Source organism: Chryseobacterium sp. 7, from assembly GCF_003663845.1.
GTDB lineage: Bacteria > Bacteroidota > Bacteroidia > Flavobacteriales > Weeksellaceae > Chryseobacterium.
This window is the reverse complement of the sequence record NZ_RCCA01000001.1, coordinates 744,637-763,910: the sequence shown is the minus strand read 5'-3', so window position 1 is coordinate 763,910 and position 19,274 is coordinate 744,637. Positions and strand designations below refer to the sequence as shown.

At 35.1% G+C, this 19,274-nt stretch carries 18 protein-coding genes; 10 read left to right on the top strand and 8 right to left on the bottom strand.

Going from position 1 to position 19,274, the window contains the following annotated elements:
* Position 1 precedes the first annotated feature (1 nt).
* A complete protein-coding gene (locus CLU97_RS03560) occupies positions 2-2,449 on the bottom strand; it encodes a bifunctional UDP-N-acetylmuramoyl-tripeptide:D-alanyl-D-alanine ligase/alanine racemase (protein ID WP_121486725.1) in 2,448 nt (815 codons plus the stop codon).
* Positions 2,450-2,631: 182 nt separating this feature from the next.
* A complete protein-coding gene (locus CLU97_RS03555; RefSeq protein ID WP_089693308.1) occupies positions 2,632-3,219 on the bottom strand; it encodes a thymidine kinase in 588 nt (195 codons plus the stop codon).
* A 61-nt stretch (positions 3,220-3,280) separates the two neighbouring features.
* Between CLU97_RS03555 and CLU97_RS03550 the strand changes: the two genes are divergently transcribed.
* From CLU97_RS03550 to fabG, 4 genes are all read left to right on the top strand, one after another.
* Entirely contained in the window at positions 3,281-4,762 is a 1,482-nt protein-coding gene (locus CLU97_RS03550; protein WP_121486724.1) for a hypothetical protein, read from the top strand.
* Between the two features lie 2 nt (positions 4,763-4,764).
* Positions 4,765-5,439, top strand: coding sequence for a 16S rRNA (cytidine(1402)-2'-O)-methyltransferase (gene rsmI / locus CLU97_RS03545; RefSeq protein WP_121486723.1), 675 nt, complete (start codon positions 4,765-4,767; stop codon positions 5,437-5,439).
* 6 nt (positions 5,440-5,445) lie between these two features.
* A complete protein-coding gene (locus CLU97_RS03540; protein WP_147436436.1) occupies positions 5,446-6,957 on the top strand; it encodes a WG repeat-containing protein in 1,512 nt (503 codons plus the stop codon).
* Positions 6,958-7,130: 173 nt separating this feature from the next.
* Entirely contained in the window at positions 7,131-7,874 is a 744-nt protein-coding gene (gene fabG / locus CLU97_RS03535) for a 3-oxoacyl-[acyl-carrier-protein] reductase (RefSeq protein WP_121486721.1), read from the top strand.
* 53 nt (positions 7,875-7,927) lie between these two features.
* Here fabG and CLU97_RS03530 read toward each other — a convergent pair whose 3' ends face one another.
* Positions 7,928-8,965: a GMP reductase gene (locus CLU97_RS03530; protein WP_121486720.1), complete on the bottom strand. Its 1,038-nt coding sequence runs from the start codon at positions 8,963-8,965 to the stop codon at positions 7,928-7,930.
* Between the two features lie 61 nt (positions 8,966-9,026).
* On the opposite strand from CLU97_RS03530, the gene CLU97_RS03525 reads away from it, so the two are divergent.
* The 3 genes from CLU97_RS03525 to CLU97_RS03515 are packed head-to-tail and all read left to right on the top strand — an operon-like array spanning position 9,027 to position 11,425.
* Positions 9,027-9,779: a prolipoprotein diacylglyceryl transferase gene (locus tag CLU97_RS03525; protein ID WP_183084508.1), complete on the top strand. Its 753-nt coding sequence runs from the start codon at positions 9,027-9,029 to the stop codon at positions 9,777-9,779.
* Positions 9,776-10,003 carry a hypothetical protein gene (locus tag CLU97_RS03520; protein WP_121486718.1) on the top strand — a complete coding sequence of 76 codons (228 nt, stop codon included), beginning with the start codon at positions 9,776-9,778 and terminating at the stop codon, positions 10,001-10,003. The genes CLU97_RS03525 and CLU97_RS03520 overlap by 4 nt, the downstream gene beginning before the upstream one ends.
* A gap of 18 nt (positions 10,004-10,021) precedes the next feature.
* Positions 10,022-11,425 (top strand): radical SAM protein, encoded by a 1,404-nt coding sequence (locus CLU97_RS03515; protein WP_121486717.1) that lies wholly within the window; start codon positions 10,022-10,024, stop codon positions 11,423-11,425.
* 78 nt (positions 11,426-11,503) lie between these two features.
* Here CLU97_RS03515 and surE read toward each other — a convergent pair whose 3' ends face one another.
* From surE to CLU97_RS03495, 4 genes are all read right to left on the bottom strand, one after another.
* Positions 11,504-12,271 (bottom strand): 5'/3'-nucleotidase SurE, encoded by a 768-nt coding sequence (surE, locus tag CLU97_RS03510; RefSeq protein WP_121486716.1) that lies wholly within the window; start codon positions 12,269-12,271, stop codon positions 11,504-11,506.
* A 334-nt stretch (positions 12,272-12,605) separates the two neighbouring features.
* Positions 12,606-12,776, bottom strand: coding sequence for a lmo0937 family membrane protein (locus CLU97_RS03505; protein ID WP_047426491.1), 171 nt, complete (start codon positions 12,774-12,776; stop codon positions 12,606-12,608).
* A gap of 162 nt (positions 12,777-12,938) precedes the next feature.
* On the bottom strand, positions 12,939-13,250 hold the full coding sequence (locus tag CLU97_RS03500) for a hypothetical protein (protein WP_121486715.1): 312 nt from the start codon (positions 13,248-13,250) through the stop codon (positions 12,939-12,941).
* Between the two features lie 49 nt (positions 13,251-13,299).
* A complete protein-coding gene (locus tag CLU97_RS03495; RefSeq protein WP_121486714.1) occupies positions 13,300-14,007 on the bottom strand; it encodes a hypothetical protein in 708 nt (235 codons plus the stop codon).
* A 681-nt stretch (positions 14,008-14,688) separates the two neighbouring features.
* Here CLU97_RS03495 and CLU97_RS03490 point away from each other — a divergent pair.
* Positions 14,689-16,818, top strand: coding sequence for a carboxy terminal-processing peptidase (locus CLU97_RS03490; protein WP_121486713.1), 2,130 nt, complete (start codon positions 14,689-14,691; stop codon positions 16,816-16,818).
* Positions 16,819-16,870: 52 nt separating this feature from the next.
* On the opposite strand, the gene CLU97_RS03485 is transcribed toward CLU97_RS03490, so the two are convergent.
* A complete protein-coding gene (locus tag CLU97_RS03485; RefSeq protein WP_034694065.1) occupies positions 16,871-17,374 on the bottom strand; it encodes a superoxide dismutase family protein in 504 nt (167 codons plus the stop codon).
* Between the two features lie 236 nt (positions 17,375-17,610).
* Between CLU97_RS03485 and CLU97_RS03480 the strand changes: the two genes are divergently transcribed.
* Positions 17,611-18,255, top strand: coding sequence for a 4'-phosphopantetheinyl transferase family protein (locus tag CLU97_RS03480; RefSeq protein WP_121486712.1), 645 nt, complete (start codon positions 17,611-17,613; stop codon positions 18,253-18,255).
* A 91-nt stretch (positions 18,256-18,346) separates the two neighbouring features.
* Positions 18,347-19,249, top strand: coding sequence for a GyrI-like domain-containing protein (locus CLU97_RS03475; protein WP_121486711.1), 903 nt, complete (start codon positions 18,347-18,349; stop codon positions 19,247-19,249).
* The last annotated feature ends 25 nt before the right edge of the window (positions 19,250-19,274 follow it).

Here is a 19,274-nt window from a genome sequence, read left to right as displayed (position 1 = left end):
ATTAATCTTTTATATAAATCCGTTTCACCCGGGGCGAAATGGAGGTTAATACTTCATAGGTTATCGTTTTGCAGTATCCTGCGAATTCTTTTAAGCTTGGCTGGGCATTGAAAACAGTTACAGTATCGCCTTCTTTTACATTGGGAATATGGTCTACATTAATCATCATCATATCCATACAGATATTTCCAACAATTGGAGCCAATGTCTTGTTAATCCCTACATTTCCAACCTGATTTCCGATCAGCCTTGGTATTCCGTCTGCATATCCCACGGGAATAGTCGCAATTCTTGTAGCGTGATCTGCTTTATACCTTCTACTGTAACCAACAGATTCGCCATTTTCAACGGTTGATATCTGTGAAATTACGGTTTTAAAACTTACAACAGATCTTAATTGCTTCTGAATTTCAGGATCTGCAGATTCTCCAAGCATACCGATACCAATTCTCACCATGTCATACTGATGTTCTTTATAGCTTGTTATTCCAGCCGAATTCAGAATATGGCGAATAGGAGTATAGCCTAATTTTTCAATAAGGTAACTGGAATTTTTTTCGAATACTTCCAGCTGTTTCAACGTGAATTCTTTTTCTTCAGGCATATCCGAAGAGGATAAATGACTGAACATACTTTGCACTTTTACATTTTTCTGGCTTAAAGTTTCACTTAACTGATCCAGCTCAAAATCTTTGAAACCAAGACGGTGCATTCCGGTTTCCAGCTTGATATGAATAGGATATTTCTTGTCATATCCGGATCTCTGAACGGCTTCATAAAATAAATCCAGAACTCTGAAACTGTAAATTTCTGGCTCAAGGTTGTATTCTATAATAGTCTGATAGCTGTGCTGCTCAGGGTTCATTACAATAATAGGTGTTGTAATTCCTTTTTTACGAAGCTCTACGCCTTCATCTACATAAGCTACTCCAAGGTAATCTATATGGTGGTGCTGTAGAAATTCAGATACTTCATAACTTCCCAGACCGTAGGCATTGGCTTTTACCATAGCCATCATTTTGGTTCCCGATTTCAGAAGTGATTTATGATAATTGATATTATGAAGTATTGCATTAAGATTTACTTCCAGTACCGTATCATGCTTTCTTAATTCAAGAATATCTTTAAGCCTTTCGATCTCAAATTTTCTGGCTCCTTTCAGAAGAATTATCTGATTTTCTATTTCTGTAAGATATTTACTTTCAATTAACTCTTTAGTGTCAATGAAAGTATATGTTTTAGCTTTAAATAATTCACTGAACTTTGAAATTTCATCACCGATTAAAAATACAGAATCAAAATGCTGCTCATTCACCAGTTCAGAAACTTCTTCATATAATTCTTTAGCGTTGGAATTTACTCCCACAATATCTGTTAAGACCAGAGATTTTTTAGATTTGTTGTATTCGTTCAAAAATTGGAGGGCAGTCTTCAAAGAATCGAGGTCAAGATTAAAAGAATCGTTGATGACAATATTGCCTTTAATTCCTTCTATTGCTTCAAGCCTCATTTCAACGGCCTTTAAAAGGTTGATTTTTTCAACGATCTTTTTATTTTCGATATTCAGTTCCTTAAGCACTGTGATAAGCGCCATAGCATTGGTTAATGTCGCTTCGTCTCTTTGATAGACCGGAAAACTGATTTCTTCGTCAAAATATTGAACAATGATGTTTTCATCTTTAGAAATATTGCTGTTGATGAAAACCTGGTTCTCTTTTTTAAAACCGTAAGAAATTAATTTTTTATCAGAATAGGATTTTTTAATTTTTTGATCAACCAAAGAGTGGTCACCATTATAAATGATCACTCCAGAATTTTTAAAAAGCCTGATCTTTTCATCAATCAACTCTTCTTCGGAAGAAAAGTTGGCAGCATGAGCAGTCCCTATGTGGGTAAGCAGTCCGATCTGAGGATGGAAAATATTTTCAAGCTTTTCCATTTCATGAGGTTTTGAAATTCCTACTTCAAAAATTCCCAGCTGATATGAGCTGTTAATCTGAAGAAGAGAGAGCGGAAGACCGATCTGAGAATTAAAACTTTTAGGACTTTTTACTGTAGGGAATTCATTCCATAAACATTGATACAACCATTCTTTTAAAATAGTTTTACCATTACTTCCGGTAATGCCGATAGATTGCAAATGTGAATTTTCAAAATGATACTTGGCTAATTTTTGAAGAAACTCTACGGAATTTTCAACAATGATCCAGGTTATATTTTCAAACTCCGGATAATGATGTTCAGAAATAATGACACTGATACCTCTGTCTATTGCAGATTCTATAAATTTTTCTCCGGAATTTTTATGAGTATTGATCGCAATAAAAGCTGTATTCTTGGTAGAATAAATAATTCTGCTGTCATAAGCTATATTTTTAATCAATAAATTACCGTCTCCAATGATCTGTGCATTGGTGATCTCTGCAATGTGTTGTACTGTATAGTTCATTGGTACCCTTTCTGCTTTATTTTTGTGCGAAACGGCAAAAGGTAAAATTGTAAGAGATTTTATTTCCCCTTTTTACTATTTTACAATAGAGCGTTTTCGCTTTTCATTTTATATTATGTGAATGTGTTCTATGTTTTTTGCAAACAGTAATTTTAAAATTTTACTGTTTTACCTTTTCTCATTTATTTTCTTTTTGAAAGTACTTCGTCAATAAAAACACGGCGGCTTACTGCTTCATAGCTTTCAGTTTCTCCCAATTCTACAAGATCATCTCCCTGAGAAGTTCTCATGGAATAATTGGCAAGATTACCTGTTCTTTTACAAATAGCATGCACTTTTGTAACATACTCTGCTGTAGCCATCAGATTAGGCATTGGCCCGAACGGACGTCCCAAAAAGTCCATATCCAACCCGGCAATCACCACTCTGATACCACTATTGGCAAGCTGATTGGCAACATCAACAATGCTTTCATCGAAAAACTGAGCTTCATCAATGGCTACTACATCACAATTGGAAGCCAGCAGAAGAATTTCATTAGGATTTTCTACTGCTGTACTACGGATTTTATTCTGATTATGAGACACTACATCCTCTTCAGAATAGCGTACATCCATTTTTGGCTTAAAAATTTCCACATTCTGTCCTGCCATTTCCGCTCTTCGCAATCTGCGGATAAGTTCCTCGGTTTTACCGGAAAACATAGAGCCACAAATTACTTCCATCCAACCGCTTTGTTTGGAATGATTAATTGTATTTTCTAAAAACATTTGTTAAATTAGCCGTATATTTTTAACATCAAAAGTAAGCAATTTTAATAAGAATCTTATTATGCAGAATATCCAAGATTTAAAGGAAAAGATTTTTTTTGAATCCATGAATATCATTGATAATCTGGACAAAATAAGCCATATAGACGAATTACTTTCCAAGCAAGATCTTGTGGATGAGCTTGCTAACAGGATTTCTTTTTTGAAACTGCTGGAAAAAAATATTGAATACTTCATTACAGACGTTCCGGCACAGAATCCGGATCATCAGCATCTTTCTTTTGTATCAGGAGATACAGATCATCATGATACAGGAAATGAGGTGACAGAGGAAGAAGCAATTTTTAATAATGAGCTGAACGAAATTGATGAAAATGAGGTTTTCTCCAACGAATCTGAAGAAGAGGAAGCCGTTTTCAACAACCAGCTGAATGACATTGTTGAAAATGAATTCCATGAAAATATCGTAAGTTTTGTAGAAGAAAACAAGGAAGAAAATATTCATGAAGAAGCTCCTGAGCATGAAACTCTGGAAGAAGAAGCAGTTTTCAATAATCAACTGAACGAAATTGATGAAAATGAAATTTCACAAGAACAGAGAGCTGTTCTAAGCTTTGTAGATGAAGAAAAAATTCTGGCAGATTCTCAACCTGATTCTGATGAAGATCTCAATGAAGACCTGTTTCATCATGAAGTAACAGAAGAAGAAGCTGTTTTCAATAATCAGCTTAATGAAATAGAAGAACTGGAAGAAGGAAGCCCTGAACCAGAATCTAAAAAAGAAACAGATTTTGCTGTGGTAAATGATGCTAAAGCTTCGGTAGCGGAGACTATTCCTAGTATTTTTGATGCAGAAACACTGGATGACGAAATACTGATTGAGGAAAACGAAGAACAGTTTGTAGCTTCCAATATTTCCATAGAACAGGGCGAAATGGCTACAGAAACTTCTAATGTAGAAAATATTCTGAGTGAGATAAAAAATGATCATTCTGAAGAACCTGCTAAAGAAGAAAGCATTCTTGCTGAAGTGTATGACAGAAGAAAGATTGTTGAAATAGACAGACCTGTTCCTGAAGAAACAGACAGACATCCTTCTGATGAGAGCTTTGAAAACTTAGAAGCATATCATCAGGAGAAAAAAATAAAATTAGCCAATATCAAAGGATTAAAAGCCGTTCAGTCACTTTTTGATGATGATCATCTGGAAACAGAAGTTCCACTTCCAAAAGAGAAAGAACCGGCAGCAGTAAAAGAAGATACAGGAAGCATCCTGAAATCTAATATTCCTACCCAATTTATGGAAGCAGATAAGCAGAAACCAGAATTTAAACTGGATCTGAATGACAGAATTGCTTTCTCTAAAATGCTGTTCGAAGGAAGCCAGACAGATCTTAATGATACTATTTTTCAGCTGAACCAATTCAAAACACTGGAAGAAGCCAAAGAATATTTGAGTGATCTTTATTACGACAGAAAATGGAATAAAGTGGATGAATACGCGCAGAGACTTTGGATATTGGTGGAAAATAAATTCTTATAATTTTGAGCGGAATCCTATATTTTGTTCCCACACCCGTTGGGAACCTGGAAGATATGACATTCAGGGCAGTAAATGTCCTGAAAGAAGTAGACTATATTTTATGCGAAGATACCAGAACTTCCGGAATACTTTTAAAACATTTCGAGATCTCAAAGCCTTTGAAATCTTATCATTTGCACAATGAACATCATGCAACAGAGAAAGTAATTGCAGACCTTAAAAATGGTCAGAATATCGCAATTATTACCGATGCCGGAACACCCGGTATTTCGGATCCCGGATATTTGCTTGCAAAAGCAGGAGCAGACAATAATATTGATATGATCTGCCTTCCCGGAGCCACAGCGCTGATTCCTGCATTAGTGGTTTCAGGACTTCCTAATAACGAATTTTTATTCGCTGGCTTTTTACCACAGAAAAAAGGAAGACAGACAAAGCTGAAGCAGCTTGCAGAAGAAAAAAAGACGATAGTTCTTTACGAAAGTCCTCATAAAATCAATACCACGCTGGAGCAGATCAAGGAATTCTTTGGAGAAGAAACCAAAGCAAGCTTAAGCCGTGAAATCTCTAAAAAATTTGAAGAAACCAAACGCGGAACAATCAATGAATTAATTGAGTTTTCCAAGAGTAAAACTTTAAAAGGAGAGATCGTTCTTATCGTCAACAATTCTATTTAATTTTCCTTGAAAAAATTAATTTTTGTATTGAGTTCTGTAGTCTGTACAGCACAGACTAACCAATATATGAAAGTGATTCTGTCTAAAAAGGCAGATAGGGAGGTAAGTTCTTATTCTGAGGGATACGGAACGTTTTATGATGCCGGTTATAAGAAGCTGGGAATTGTAGACTCTTTGGGTACTATAACCTTTGAATCTCCTTCCAAAGGAGGAATTTTGCATGTTTTTAAAAACAGGTTTGTCCTTTATTCAGAAGAAGGAAGCAATAGAAAATCCGCTGTTATTGACGAAAAAGGAAAAGAGATTATTCCTTTGGATAATCAGGAATTTAATACACCCTGGTGGAGTGAAGAATGCATTATTTCTACAAAACAGGACAGAGAAGCTGTATATGATTTTAACGGAAAGGAAATCATTCCTTATGCAGAAAAAATTCGTTTTTCCGGGAAGAACAGATTATTTGTTTTAAAAGATAAAAAATGGATACTCTTTGACCTTCATGGAAAACAGCTCAGCACCCGGGAATTTAAAGAAGATTATAATTTTGAAGAGGGCAGAGCTCTTATCATTAATGAAGACAATGAGCATGAAATCATCGGAAACAATGGTCAGACACTGCATAAATTTTCAAAAAATGTAGTCAATATCAATGCCTATCCTTATCTGATTACCCAAAATAAAAGTACAGGAAAATACGGCTTGATTGACACGGAAGAAAATACCATTGCAGAAGAGATCTTCAACGATGCCATCCCTGAATACTTTGGCAAAAAAGAGTACATCTACCTTACAAAAAATGGAAAAACAACAGTTTTCAATAAGAAAGATAAGAAGTTGTATGCTCAGCCATTTAAATATTTGGATCCTTTATTGAATAATCTTTTCAATGTTTATCATGATAAGCAAAAAAAATACGGTGTTGTAGATTTGCAGGGAAATATGATTTTCCCCCAGGAATATGATTTCATCAAAAGTTTTACCATTTCAGGAAAAGATTTTATCTATTTAAAAAAAGGAAATGAAGAACAGTTTCTGGATAAAGATCTTAAGAACATTGTAGGAGAAGGAGTTCAGATTTTAGGCTTCTATCCGGATAATTTAATCATTGGCAAGCAGGATCGTTACTATAGATTTTCAGTGAAGGATCAATCAATGTCTGAATTGAAAAATATCAACCAAATCAAAAATGAAGGCATAGAATATTTTAATATACTGAATCATTATTCAAAACCTTTGGTTTGCAGGAACACAGACAATTTTTATGGCATTCTGGATGGAAAAGGAACAGAAATTGTACCCTTTATCTATGAAGATATAATAACATTCGGGAATGCTGAAAACGAAATTGTGGTAAAAAAAGAAGGAAAATTTGGGGTTTCTAACTTTCAGAATGAACCTTTAAAAGAAATCATTTATGATAAGTATTTCTGGCAGAAAGAAGTACTGAAGCTGGATAGAAGCAAAAAAACAGACTTTATTTATTTCACCAGATTTAAAAATAACTCCGTTCAACTTTAATAAAAACCCTAGTAATTGTCAAAAAAATCCAGTATTTTAACAATTTAAATGGCTTGAATAACATTTTATAATATCTTTGCAAACCGTTTAATTCCGGAGAGGAATTGTAGAAGCAATAAGAGGCAGCTGTCAGAAGCTGAATGAGTTATAAAAGAAAATAATTATCAATAGATATGAAAATATTAGAAGGAAAAGTAGCATTAATTACCGGAGCTACAAGAGGAATCGGTAAAGGTATCGCTGAAATGTTTGCTCAGCAAGGGGCAAAGGTAGCATTTACCTACGCGGGTTCTGTAGACAAAGCAAAAGAATTAGAAGCAGCTTTAAGTTCTGTAACCCAAATTAAGGGATATCAGTCTGACGCATCAGATTACGATGCTGCTCAGAAATTGGTGGAAGATGTAATGACAGAGTTCGGGCAGATTGATATTCTGATCAACAATGCAGGAATTACAAAAGATAACCTGTTATTGAGAATGTCTAAAGAAGACTGGGATAAAGTAATCAAAGTAAACTTAGATTCAGTTTTTAACCTTACAAAAGCGGTAATCAAGCCGATGATGAAGGCAAGATCAGGATCTATTATTAATATGACTTCTGTGGTAGGAGTGAAAGGAAATGCCGGACAAGCCAACTACGCAGCCTCTAAAGCTGGAGTTATCGGGTTTACAAAATCTGTTGCACTGGAATTAGGTTCAAGAAACATCAGATGTAATGCTATCGCTCCAGGATTTATTGAAACGGAAATGACTGCTGTTCTGGACGAAAAAACAGTTCAGGGATGGAGAGAAGAAATTCCGATGAAAAGGGGAGGACAGCCTGCAGATATTGCAAATGCTTGCGTATTCTTAGGAAGCGAAATGTCAGCATACATTACCGGACAGACGTTAAACGTTGATGGTGGAATGTTAACTTAAAATATAAGAAAAGGCTGCAATTTGCAGCCTTTTTTATTATCCTTAAATCAATTTTAGTTAAAAACCTGATTTTCCTGCTCCTGAACCCTTATAAAAGTAGTTCTCTTGGAAAGTTCCTTAAGGGTAGAAGCTCCTACATAAGTGCAAGTAGATCTTACTCCTCCTAAAATATCCTTTACCGTTTCAGAAACGGGACCTTTATAAGCTACTTTTACTGTTTTTCCTTCTGAAGCACGATATTCTGCCACACCTCCGGAATGCTTATCCATCGCTGTTTTGGAACTCATTCCATAGAATGAACGATATTTTTTACCGTTTTCTTCCATCATTTCACCGCCGCTTTCATCATGACCGGCAAACATTCCGCCCAGCATCACGAAATCTGCACCACCACCAAATGCTTTTGCTACATCACCGGGAACTTTACATCCACCATCAGCAATGATGTGTCCTCCTAAACCATGAGCGGCATCTGCACACTCAATAATAGCAGAGAGCTGGGGATATCCTACGCCTGTTTTTACTCTCGTTGTACAAACAGATCCGGGGCCAATACCTACTTTTATAATATCTGCTCCTACCAAAAGAAGCTCTTCTACCATTTCTCCTGTCACCACATTTCCGGCAATAATAATTTTATCCGGGAAATTGGCTCTTGCCTTCTTCACAAATTCAACGAAATGCTCAGAATAGCCATTGGCTACATCTATGCAGAGAAACTCAATTTTTGGATGCTTTTCGAGGATTTGTTTTATTTTTTCTTCATCGGCTTTTCCTGTTCCTGTGCTTAGAGCAATGTATTGATGTATACTTTCCGGCTGGCTGTCCAGAAACCGGCTCCATTCTTCAGGAGTATAATGCTTGTGAACCGCTGTAATAATCTTTTCCTTGGCAAGCTCTACAGCCATTTCAAAAGTTCCTACCGTATCCATATTGGCTGCAATTACGGGAACTCCTGTCCATTTTTTCTTGGTATGCTTAAAGGTAAATTCTCTTTGTAAATCAACTTCCGAACGGGATTTTAAAGTAGAACGTTTTGGGCGGAACATTACATCCTTAAAGCCCAGTTTTATGTCATATTCTATACGCATTTTGTAATTATTTGTCAGAATAAAGGTAGTGAATAATATGAAATAGTGTATTTTTGAAATAATGGATTTTCCTGTAACATTTCATATTTTCGGCAAAACTATCCTTGCACATCCTCTTTTTGAGGCTGGTGGAATGTTTTTGGGAATGAGATATTATTTTTATCTGAAACGTAAGTCTAAAGAAAAACTTTCTTTCAATACCTCTGCTGCAGTTTTAATAGGAGCTACTGCCGGTGCCTTGATAGGTTCCAAACTGATTGGTAATCTTGAAAATCCCTATACATTATTTGAGAATTTTAGTATTAAAAAATTCTGGTCAAATAATACCATAGTCGGAGGTCTGGCCTTTGGATTATTAGGGGTTGAATTAGCAAAAAGAATAGTCAACCATAAAGAAAGTACTGGAGATCTTATTGTTTTTCCTTTGATGTTTGCCATTATTATAGGCAGGATAGGTTGCTTTCTTACAGGAATTTATGAAGAAACATATGGTATTCCTACTGATTCTGTTTTTGGGATGCATTTGGGAGATCAATACCTCAGGCATCCGGTTGCTTTATATGAAATAGTCTTTTTAATTGCTCTCTGGCTGGGGTTAAAATATATTCAAAATCTTAAGAAATATCCTTCCGGCTTTATTTTTCAATTGTTTATGATCAGCTATTTTATATTCAGATTGTTATTAGATTTCATAAAACCGAGGGTTGAATTGGCAGGAAATCTGGGAACTATCCAACTTGTATGTATTTGCATGATTATTTATTACATTTATAGTATTAAAAATACTCAAACTACTTTAAAATATTCAAGATGAATCTATTAACACTTTTAGAGGTTGGTGATATGACCGGTGTGGTAATCATAATCGTTGGAATAATAATTTTAGGTGCTTTGTTTTTGTCGCTTATTGTTACAGTTATTGCAAAACTGATTTATGAAAGTAAGGACAACAGAAAATTCAGTAAAAAACAATTTATTCAAACAATGCTGATATGCCTTCTGATCTGTGGACTGATCAGCGGTTATATTTGTGGATAAGCAATTAAAAAAATAACGATGCCAGTAAGAAATTATACCTATTACGATTATACAATCAGTCTTTGTCCGGAATGTCTTAAAAGGGTAGGAGCAAAGATTATCATAGAGGATGAAGCTGTTTTTATGACCAAGAGATGTCCTGATCATGGCTTTTTTAAAACAAAAATAGCTTCCGATGTACATTATTATAAAAACATAAGAAACTATAATAAGGCTTCAGAAATGCCTCTTCATTTCGGAACCGATGTAGAATATGGATGCCCCTATGATTGCGGGCTTTGCGTAGATCATGAACAGCATAGCTGCCTTTCTATCGTAGAAGTTACAGATCGTTGTAATCTAACTTGCCCTACGTGTTATGCGATGTCTTCTCCGCACTATGGAAGTCATAGAAGCCTGGAAGAAATTGAAGCCATGTTTGATGTTATTGTAAAAAATGAAGGAGAGCCGGATGTAGTTCAGATCAGTGGGGGAGAACCCACAATTCATCCGGAGTTTTTCAAGATTATGGATATTGCAAAGTCAAAACCTATTAAACATCTCATGCTGAATACCAACGGAGTCAGAATTGCCAATGATCCGGGATTTGCTGAACAATTGGCCACCTATGCTCCTGAGTTTGAAATATATCTTCAGTTTGATTCATTCAAACCGGAAGTTTTGGAAGACTTCAGAGGTAAAGATCTTACTGCTGTAAGAATGAAAGCGTTAGAAAAACTTAATGAACTTAATCTTTCCACTACATTGGTTATTGTCCTTCAGAAAGGCAAAAATATTGATGAAATTGGAAAAATTATAGAATTTGCACTGAAGCAGAAATGTGTGAGGGGAATCACTTTCCAGCCTGTTGAGATTGCAGGAAGAAACAGGGAAGATTCTGCTCATGAAAAAATTACTTTAACGGAGGTAAGGCAGGAAATCATCAATCAGTTTCCTTTATTGAATGCTGATGACATTATTCCGGTTCCATGTAACCCGGATTCTTTGGCGATGGGATATATTTTAAAACTTCAGGATGAAATAATTCCTTTAACCAGGTATATCAATCCGGCAGATCTCCTGAATAACGAATCCAGGAATACCATTGTTTACGAACAGGATAAAGGGCTGCATATGCAGCTGCTGGATATATTCAGTACCGGAATTTCTGTAGATAAAGTGCAGTCCAAAGTAAATCAGTTACTGTGCTGTCTTCCGGAAGTTTGCGCCCCGGATCTCGGGTATGACAATCTGTTTAGAATTATTATTATGAACTTTATGGATGCTCATGATTTTGATGTACGGGCAGTAAAAAAATCCTGTGTTCATATTGTTAATAAAGACTTGAAGTTAATTCCTTTTGAAACCATGAATCTTTTCTACAGGGACGAAAAAAAGGCTTATCTCGAAGAACTCAGAAAAGAAGATAAAGTGTTATTTTAATACATAAAAAAGCGTGAAACTCAATTTCACGCTTTTCTTATTTTTAATTTCTGAGATTTATTTTGCTTTTTTTACATTTTAAAAAGTCATTACCTCTTCCAATGTTTTCATATATTCATACGCTGTAAGGTCAAATTTTACAGGAACAATAGAAATATATCCGTTTGACAATGCCGTTTCATCAGCATCTTCAGAATCATCCATATTGTTGAAATAACCCGTCAGCCAGTAATACTTTTTCCCGTGCGGATTTACTCTTTCATCAAAGCTTTCTTCCCATTTGGCATTAGCCTGCTTACAAACCTTCACGCCTTTTATTTCTGAGGCCGTAAGTTTAGGAATATTGACATTCAGTACAACGCCTTTAGGCATTGGATTTTCCAGTGTTTTTCTTACGATATTCTGAATAAATTCTTTAGCTTGAGTAAAATCTGCTTCCCAGCTGAAATCAAGTAATGAGAATCCAATCGCAGGAATTCCTTCTACACCAGCTTCCACAGCGGCAGACATCGTCCCGGAATAAATTACATTGATAGATGAATTAGCCCCGTGATTGATTCCTGAAACCACAATATCAGGTCTTCTTGTCAGAATTTTGTCAAGAGCCATTTTTACACAGTCTACAGGAGTTCCACTGCATGAAAAATCTGTCTGTGGCCCATCCAGAGTTACTTCTTCATAGCTTAAGGTAGAATTGATGGTAATAGCGTGGCCTTTTCCACTTTGAGGAGAGTTGGGTGCTACAACCACTACTTCTCCTATTTCATTCATAAAATTGATAAGATTTCTGATACCGGGAGCTGTAATTCCGTCATCATTAGTCACCAGAATAAGTGGTCTTTCCATAAATTATATTTATTTTTTTTTATTTAAATAGAATGAGTTTGTTCATTGTAAGAATTGAACAAATAGATTTTCAACACATCAAATGTAGTTAAAAATAAGATGCCATAAAATACCGGATTTGTTATTGACGATTGCAAATCAGAAATTATAAAACCATAATTTTAACGGAAAAACAAGGTTGAAAGAAGGAATTGAGAAGATTTTAAAATACAGAAAATGAAACGGAAATGAAGGAAAATTAATAGATTGAACCTTACAGACTTTTACAGGTGCTCTTCATCTGGAAAAGCACCTGATAAAAGGTCTTAATTTAAATGTTTAACAAAATAATAAACTAATCGAGGGGTTTTCTTCCGGAAATGATGTTATAAAGAATAACAATAATAGCGATGACTAGTAAAACGTGAATTAAATAACCCGTACTCATACCCGGAACTATTCCTAACATTCCTAAAAGCCAAACAACAATGCAGATGACTGCAACTAACCATAGTAAACTTTTCATAACTTAATATTTTTAACGTGTATTGTTAATTCTCTGCATATTTTATGCCTTTATGAGAAAAAAATAGTTTTTGTGGTATCTGTTTAAGATTTTTGAACATAAACAAAAGTCCCTCCAGGTTAAATCTGAAGGGAGTAATTTAAAATTAAAATAAAGATTATTTTATTGTGCAATTCTATTTGCTCCACCAGGATTTCCAGGGTTTGTTGGATTTCCGGGATTGGTAGGAATAGGAGTAGATGCACAACTTTTTGAATAAACTGTTCTGGTAGTTCCTAAGGGACAGCAAAGAAAATATTGAGTTACGACTTTATACGTAACTGTACAGCTTCCTTCTTGTCTGGTTTCATATGAAACGGAAAACCAACAGCATAATGTTTTTTCACTATGAGCCGCGACCTTTTTGGTGTTTGCATTCATGAAAGAAGTACTAAATGTTGCAAGCAGTAAACCTGCCAAAATTGTTTTTTTCATCGTAATTGAATTTTAAATTAATATATAAACGTAATTGTTTTGTATAGTGTTAGTATAAAGCTATAGCTTGAAATCTTGCTCCTGAGATACCTCCTCCCTGTTCACAGGATATGTATGGATTACATGTACCTTCTAGCTTAATGGTGTGGGTTCCTGCTGCTAACTTTATAGAAAAACTGCCGGTGTTATAAAAAACACCAGTTAAAGCAGGCGGTGGCGTAGGCTCATCTGGGTTTACATAATTTGTAACTGTGTTTGTTGATTTTGTAACGATATTTCCATCCACAACCAAATTGGTTCTAAGCATTTTGATTCTTCCATCTTTTGGAGGTAGGGCAGTACCATGTTCATAGACTTTATTAAGGGGAACGCAAAAATTAATCTGTACCAAGGCATCCTTAGTAAGGGTTATGGTTTTACTTTGAATTTCAATGGGAGTTCTGGGATTACTTGCACTGGTATCAGCATCATCAATAGAAGCAATTCCTAAAGAATTTAGATCAAATAAAATATCATATGAAAGATGGGTAGAAATAGCACTTTCAGGAACAGATTTTAATACTCCGGATGCATCTGCAACTACTATTTTGTCAATACCGGAAATGTAGGTATTGGGAACTAAGGTTCTAACGCGGGCTGTACCATTAATGTCTAATGTGTTTGTAGGAGTACTGGTGTTTATGCCTACCGCAGTGACTTGTGCATTAAGCATCACTGAAGCAGCAATTGATGCTACAATCGAATAGTTTTTTTTCATGTTAAAGGTTTAATAATGTGTTTTTTTTAAGTTTTATATCATAGACAATAATTATCTGCCATTTAAATTATAATCTCCTGTAAATCAAATCTAACGGGACTTGTATAAAAACGGGAATAGATATTTTCAAATGAACTATGATTGTTAAACTTTCGGATCGAAATTAGAATTTTGAAATTATTTTTCACGGACATTTGATATTATTTAGATATGATATTGTTTTAACTATTTGATTTACAACTGTAAAATATTACAAAAAAAATAGATGTGTCTGTTTTTATATCAATGCAAAGGGATAAATGCTCAATGTAAAATGTTTTTTTTAAAGAGTATCCTTGTTATAATAGATTTATTTTTAATTTTTTGTTAAAATAGGTTATTGATTACGTAAAAAATAATAATAAGATCTTATATAGTTTTTTTGATAATAGATTCAGAGCATATCTGTTTTTATCAGCGCGATTATTTGTACTAAAGAATGTACAATAATCTTTACCAAAGTTTTTCTTCTACAAGATTATCTCTGAATAAACAGAATTTTTATTTCTTTAACAAAAAAATATTTAAAACTATCTGATAATTGCAAATAAGGTATTAAATTTGATCGTTTGTAACGGTACCAAACTTACTGCTACTAATTACTATACTTATTTAAAAAAATTAATAAATTAAAGACAGTTTATGTGGAAAAATTTCAAACTGAATAAATTTTTACTTCTTATTCCATTAACCAGTCTGATGTTTTGTTTCAACTCGCCTAAGAATGACGATGAAAAGATGCAGACGATCATGGTGAGCGTAAAAAACACACTTTCTTATCTGCATTATAGCCCGAAAACCATCAATGATGCCTATTCGAAGGACGTTTATAAGCATTATTTCGAATTGGTAGATCCGGCAAAAAGATATTTCCTGCAGTCTGATATGGATGAATTCAGTAAGCACGAAACAAAGCTTGATGATTATATCGGCCAGGGAGATCTTACCTTCTATAAGCTTACGATTGACAGGCTATACCAGAGAGTAGATGAGATTGATAAAATCACTCAGGATATTTTCAGCAAGCCAATCAATCTTCAGGAAGATGAAACGCTTACTTTAGAGCCAAAGCTAAAAAAAGTACCTGCCAACAAGCAGGAACAGTATAATGAGTGGAAAAAATTCATCAAATACAATATCCTTCAGGAAGTTGAATCGATGAACAGCAAAGAAGAAGCTCAGAAAGAAAAGAAAGACTCTGTTCAGAAATACAAACTGAAAGATACTATCAAATTTAAGCCGCTTACTCAGGATGAAAAGATCAAAAAAGCGACTGATGAAGTAAAAGATCTTGTGAAAGATACCTTTACCAGATTCAAAAAGAGAAAGAAAATGGATTGGTTTACAGTATATATGAATGCATATACAGAAGTATTCGATCCGCACACCAACTATTATTCTCCAAAAGATAAAGAAGATTTTGACACCCAGTTTACCGGAAAAGTAATTGGTATCGGAGCACTGATTCAGGAGAAAAAAGGAAATCTTTACCTGGGAGCTCTTACTATTGGTGCACCGGCATGGAAGTCTAAACAGCTTTCTGAAGGAGATAAAATACTGAAAGTAAGATCTAAACCGAAAGAAGACGCTGTAAACGTGGTAGGAATGCTTTCTGATGAAGCAGTAAGACTGATCAGAGGAGAGAAAGGAACACCGGTAACACTTACGGTTCAGAAAAAAGACGGAACCATCAAAGATGTAACCATGATCCGTGAAGAAGTGGCTATTGAAGATACTTTCGCAAGAAGTATCGTAGTAAATGCTCCAAACGGTAAGAAATATGGTTTCATTAACCTTCCAAGCTTTAATGCTGATTTTGAAAATGCCAAAGGAAGAAACGCTTCTGATGACATTAAAAATGAAATCATTAAACTGAAAGAACAGAACATTGAGGGAATCATTCTTGACCTTAGAAATAACGGAGGAGGTTCATTAACTGAAGTAGGAGATATCATGGGTCTTTTCATGGAAGCAGGTCCTTACGTTCAGGTGAAAGACGGAAACGGAAAAATACAGACGCTTAAGAATAAAAACGAAACTCCAATCTGGACTGGTCCGCTTGTGATCATGCAAAATGAACTTTCGGCTTCAGCTTCAGAAATCCTTGCAGGAGTAATGCAGGATAACGGAAGAGCAATGATTATCGGATCTCCGCAGTCTTTCGGAAAGGGTACTGTCCAGACTTTTGTAGACTTAAACAGATTCCTGAACACGGAAGATGATTTCGGATCTTTAAAGCTTACTATCCAGAAATTCTACAGAATTACCGGAGAATCTACACAGAGAAAAGGAATTGTATCTGATATTCAGATGAAAGATTTCTTTACTTATGCTGAAGTAGGAGAAAGATATGATGATTATGCTTTAGCCTGGGATAAAATACCGCCTACAAAATTCCAGAAACTGAATTACTTCAATATTCAGGCGCTTGAAAAAGCAAGTGCTGGAAGAATGGCTAAAAACAGCAATTATCAGCTACTATTAGAATCTGCTCAGTGGAGAGAGAAACTGGATAAAGAAGAAAATATCACTTTGAATATTAATAAATTCAATGAACTGATGAAAAACAGAAAATCTCAGATTGAAAAGTTTAAAGCTTTAACTAAATTTGAGAACGGTCTTCAGTTTACAATGTATCCAAGTGAGATTGAAAGAGAGAAAAAAGACGAAGCTTTCAAGAAAAAATCTGAAATGTGGATCAAGAATCTGAAAAAAGATCTTTACCTGCAGGAAGCAATGAACATTGTAACAGATATGGGAGCTAAACCCTAACTATAAAAAAACCGCTAATGAAAATTAGCGGTTTTTTTATGGCGTGAAAGAATTACTTAATTTCTACACATCCTACTCTTCCTCCTGCATTTCCAGTCGGCTGAGTATGGAAATCATCTGCTGCAGCGTGTACAATAAGACCCTTTCCTATGATATTCTTAGACTCATCTGTACAGCCTAAACACCATTTGTCTGTCTTGAAAGTTAATGTTGCTGTACCGCTCTGATCAGCAACCAGGTTTCCTATATCTCCCATATGGAAATGTTCAGCACCCCATTTACCATGATCATTCTTGGAAGGATTCCAGTGGCCCCCTGTAGAAGTTCCGTCTGCTGCAGAGCAGTCTCCTTTTTCATGAATGTGTACCGCATGGATTCCGGGAGTAAGGTTCGTGATATCCAGCTTCATTGTTACTTCATTCCCGTTTTGAGTAAACTTTGCAGTTCCTCCTGTCTGTGTTCCGCTTTTGGCATTTACAGAATATGTTTTTGTGGTTCCACATGAAACAGCTAAAACTGCAAATCCTGCCAATAATGCTAATGTTTGTACTTTCATTTTTTAAATGATTTATAGTGATTTTACGATAAATTTAAAAAAGATTTTTCAAAGCGCTTTATGATCTTGGTCTTTTTTAAAAAGTTACTTTGATTGATCAACATAATCAGGGTTCGTTTAATCCTCAATTCTGAAACTTTATCATATAGGCTAACTTCTTTAAAAAGAGGCGAAAAAAAGCTTATTTTAGTGGTTAGAAAGCAATTTATAAATCAGGCTTCTCTACAGGGAAAAAAATGATTATTCTGTATACATTCATCAGTGAAAAAGAGTACCAGTCTATTCTTGACAGGTATTTATCTGCGTTTTCTCAGGAGATCAAGCAGAATATTCTGAGGTACAGGAGGTGGCAGGATGCACTGCTTTCTTTACTGGGAAAGGTTCTCTTACAATATGGATTGAAAACGTATTACAACATCCCAGATGCAGAAATAGGGATTCTACCTAACAAAAAGCCTTATTTAAAAGGTCATAATCTTCATTTTAATATATCGCATTCTAAAGATCTTGTGGTCTGTGCAATTGCGGATTATCCTTTGGGTATCGATGTAGAATTCAGTGATTCTAAAGTCAGTTATCTGGATTTTACATTTCAGATGACTGCTGATGAGTTTCAGGAAGTCCATGATTCTGAAGATAAAATAAAGAGTTTCTTTACCTATTGGACAAGAAAAGAAGCTGTAATAAAAGCCCACGGAGCAGGAATGATGCTTCCTCTGGAATCCTTTGAAGTGTTGAATAATGAATGCGTTATTGAGGGTGAAAAATTCTTTACCAAAGAGATTTTTATTCATGAAGACTACCACAGTTATATTGCTTCATCAGATCAGAAAATGAAAGAGGAAATACCTCTTATTACATATTTTGAAGTGGAGATTTAATGTAAAATATGAAGCAATTTTCGGATAACCGCAATAAATGACAACAAAATTTAGCTCCGGAAAAATATCTTTGTGAATTAACAATTTTGAAGTGGAAGAATATAAAAAGCGGATTGTAAAAACAATTCAATACATTGATAACCATATTGATGCAGATCTGTCTCTGGAAAAAGTTTCAGAGGTAAGTGCTTATTCACCGTTTCATTTCCACAGAATATTTAAGCTGGTCACAGGAGAAACCCTTCAGAACTATATTGTCAGGAAGAAAACAGAAAAAAGTGCCCTTCACCTGGCAGTTCATAAGAATATGAAAATCAAGGATATCTATTGGGATCTTGGGTTCTCCAATCACTCAGTCTTCTGCAAAACATTCAAAAAATATTATGGTCTGGCACCTACAGAATTCCGAAAATCGGCTCCGGAGAAATTTCACAAGATTTTACAAAGACAAAGCAAGAACGGACAGGTGGATACAGTTTTCAGCCAATACATTTGCAACATTGAAAACCTGTTAAACTGGACCAAAATGAATTTAAAAATCGAAATAAAACAAATGCCCGAAATGAATCTGGCATCCGTAATGAGCCTAGGAATGGCCAATGTAGAACCCTCTTTCAACATCTTGATAGATTGGGCAAAAAAGAAAAACCTGTTTCCAAGGGAGAATGTTAAAATGATTTCCGTTTATCATGACAGTTGCAAGATCACTCCTCTTGACAAAGTGAGAATTCATGCCTGCATGCTTTTGGATGAAAAACTGCCCCGGCAGGAGGGAGAAGTATTTCCCGAAACCTTAGAGGGCGGAAAATACATTGTGGGAAGCGGTGAAGTGACGCTCGATGATTTTGAGCAGTGCTGGGTTTCTTTATTTTTATGGATGAATGAGAATAATTATTCTATAAGAAGAACCTTTCCTTATGAGATTTATCACACTAATTTTAAAGAACATCCGGAAGGAAAGATGATCGTGGATTTTTGCATTCCGGTTCATTAATTACCATTCGGGAACAAAAGAATGC

Coding starts and splice junctions, on each gene's coding strand:
- CLU97_RS03560 (WP_121486725.1), bottom strand. CDS start 2,449: ATGAACTATACAGTACAACACATTGCAGAGATCACCAATGCACAGATC.
- CLU97_RS03555 (WP_089693308.1), bottom strand. CDS start 3,219: ATGTTTTTAGAAAATACAATTAATCATTCCAAACAAAGCGGTTGGATG.
- CLU97_RS03550 (WP_121486724.1), top strand. CDS start 3,281: ATGCAGAATATCCAAGATTTAAAGGAAAAGATTTTTTTTGAATCCATG.
- fabG (WP_121486721.1), top strand. CDS start 7,131: ATGAAAATATTAGAAGGAAAAGTAGCATTAATTACCGGAGCTACAAGA.
- CLU97_RS03530 (WP_121486720.1), bottom strand. CDS start 8,965: ATGCGTATAGAATATGACATAAAACTGGGCTTTAAGGATGTAATGTTC.
- CLU97_RS03525 (WP_183084508.1), top strand. CDS start 9,027: ATGGATTTTCCTGTAACATTTCATATTTTCGGCAAAACTATCCTTGCA.
- CLU97_RS03520 (WP_121486718.1), top strand. CDS start 9,776: ATGAATCTATTAACACTTTTAGAGGTTGGTGATATGACCGGTGTGGTA.
- CLU97_RS03515 (WP_121486717.1), top strand. CDS start 10,022: ATGCCAGTAAGAAATTATACCTATTACGATTATACAATCAGTCTTTGT.
- surE (WP_121486716.1), bottom strand. CDS start 12,271: ATGGAAAGACCACTTATTCTGGTGACTAATGATGACGGAATTACAGCT.
- CLU97_RS03505 (WP_047426491.1), bottom strand. CDS start 12,776: ATGAAAAGTTTACTATGGTTAGTTGCAGTCATCTGCATTGTTGTTTGG.
- CLU97_RS03500 (WP_121486715.1), bottom strand. CDS start 13,250: ATGAAAAAAACAATTTTGGCAGGTTTACTGCTTGCAACATTTAGTACT.
- CLU97_RS03495 (WP_121486714.1), bottom strand. CDS start 14,007: ATGAAAAAAAACTATTCGATTGTAGCATCAATTGCTGCTTCAGTGATG.
- CLU97_RS03490 (WP_121486713.1), top strand. CDS start 14,689: ATGTGGAAAAATTTCAAACTGAATAAATTTTTACTTCTTATTCCATTA.
- CLU97_RS03485 (WP_034694065.1), bottom strand. CDS start 17,374: ATGAAAGTACAAACATTAGCATTATTGGCAGGATTTGCAGTTTTAGCT.
- CLU97_RS03480 (WP_121486712.1), top strand. CDS start 17,611: ATGATTATTCTGTATACATTCATCAGTGAAAAAGAGTACCAGTCTATT.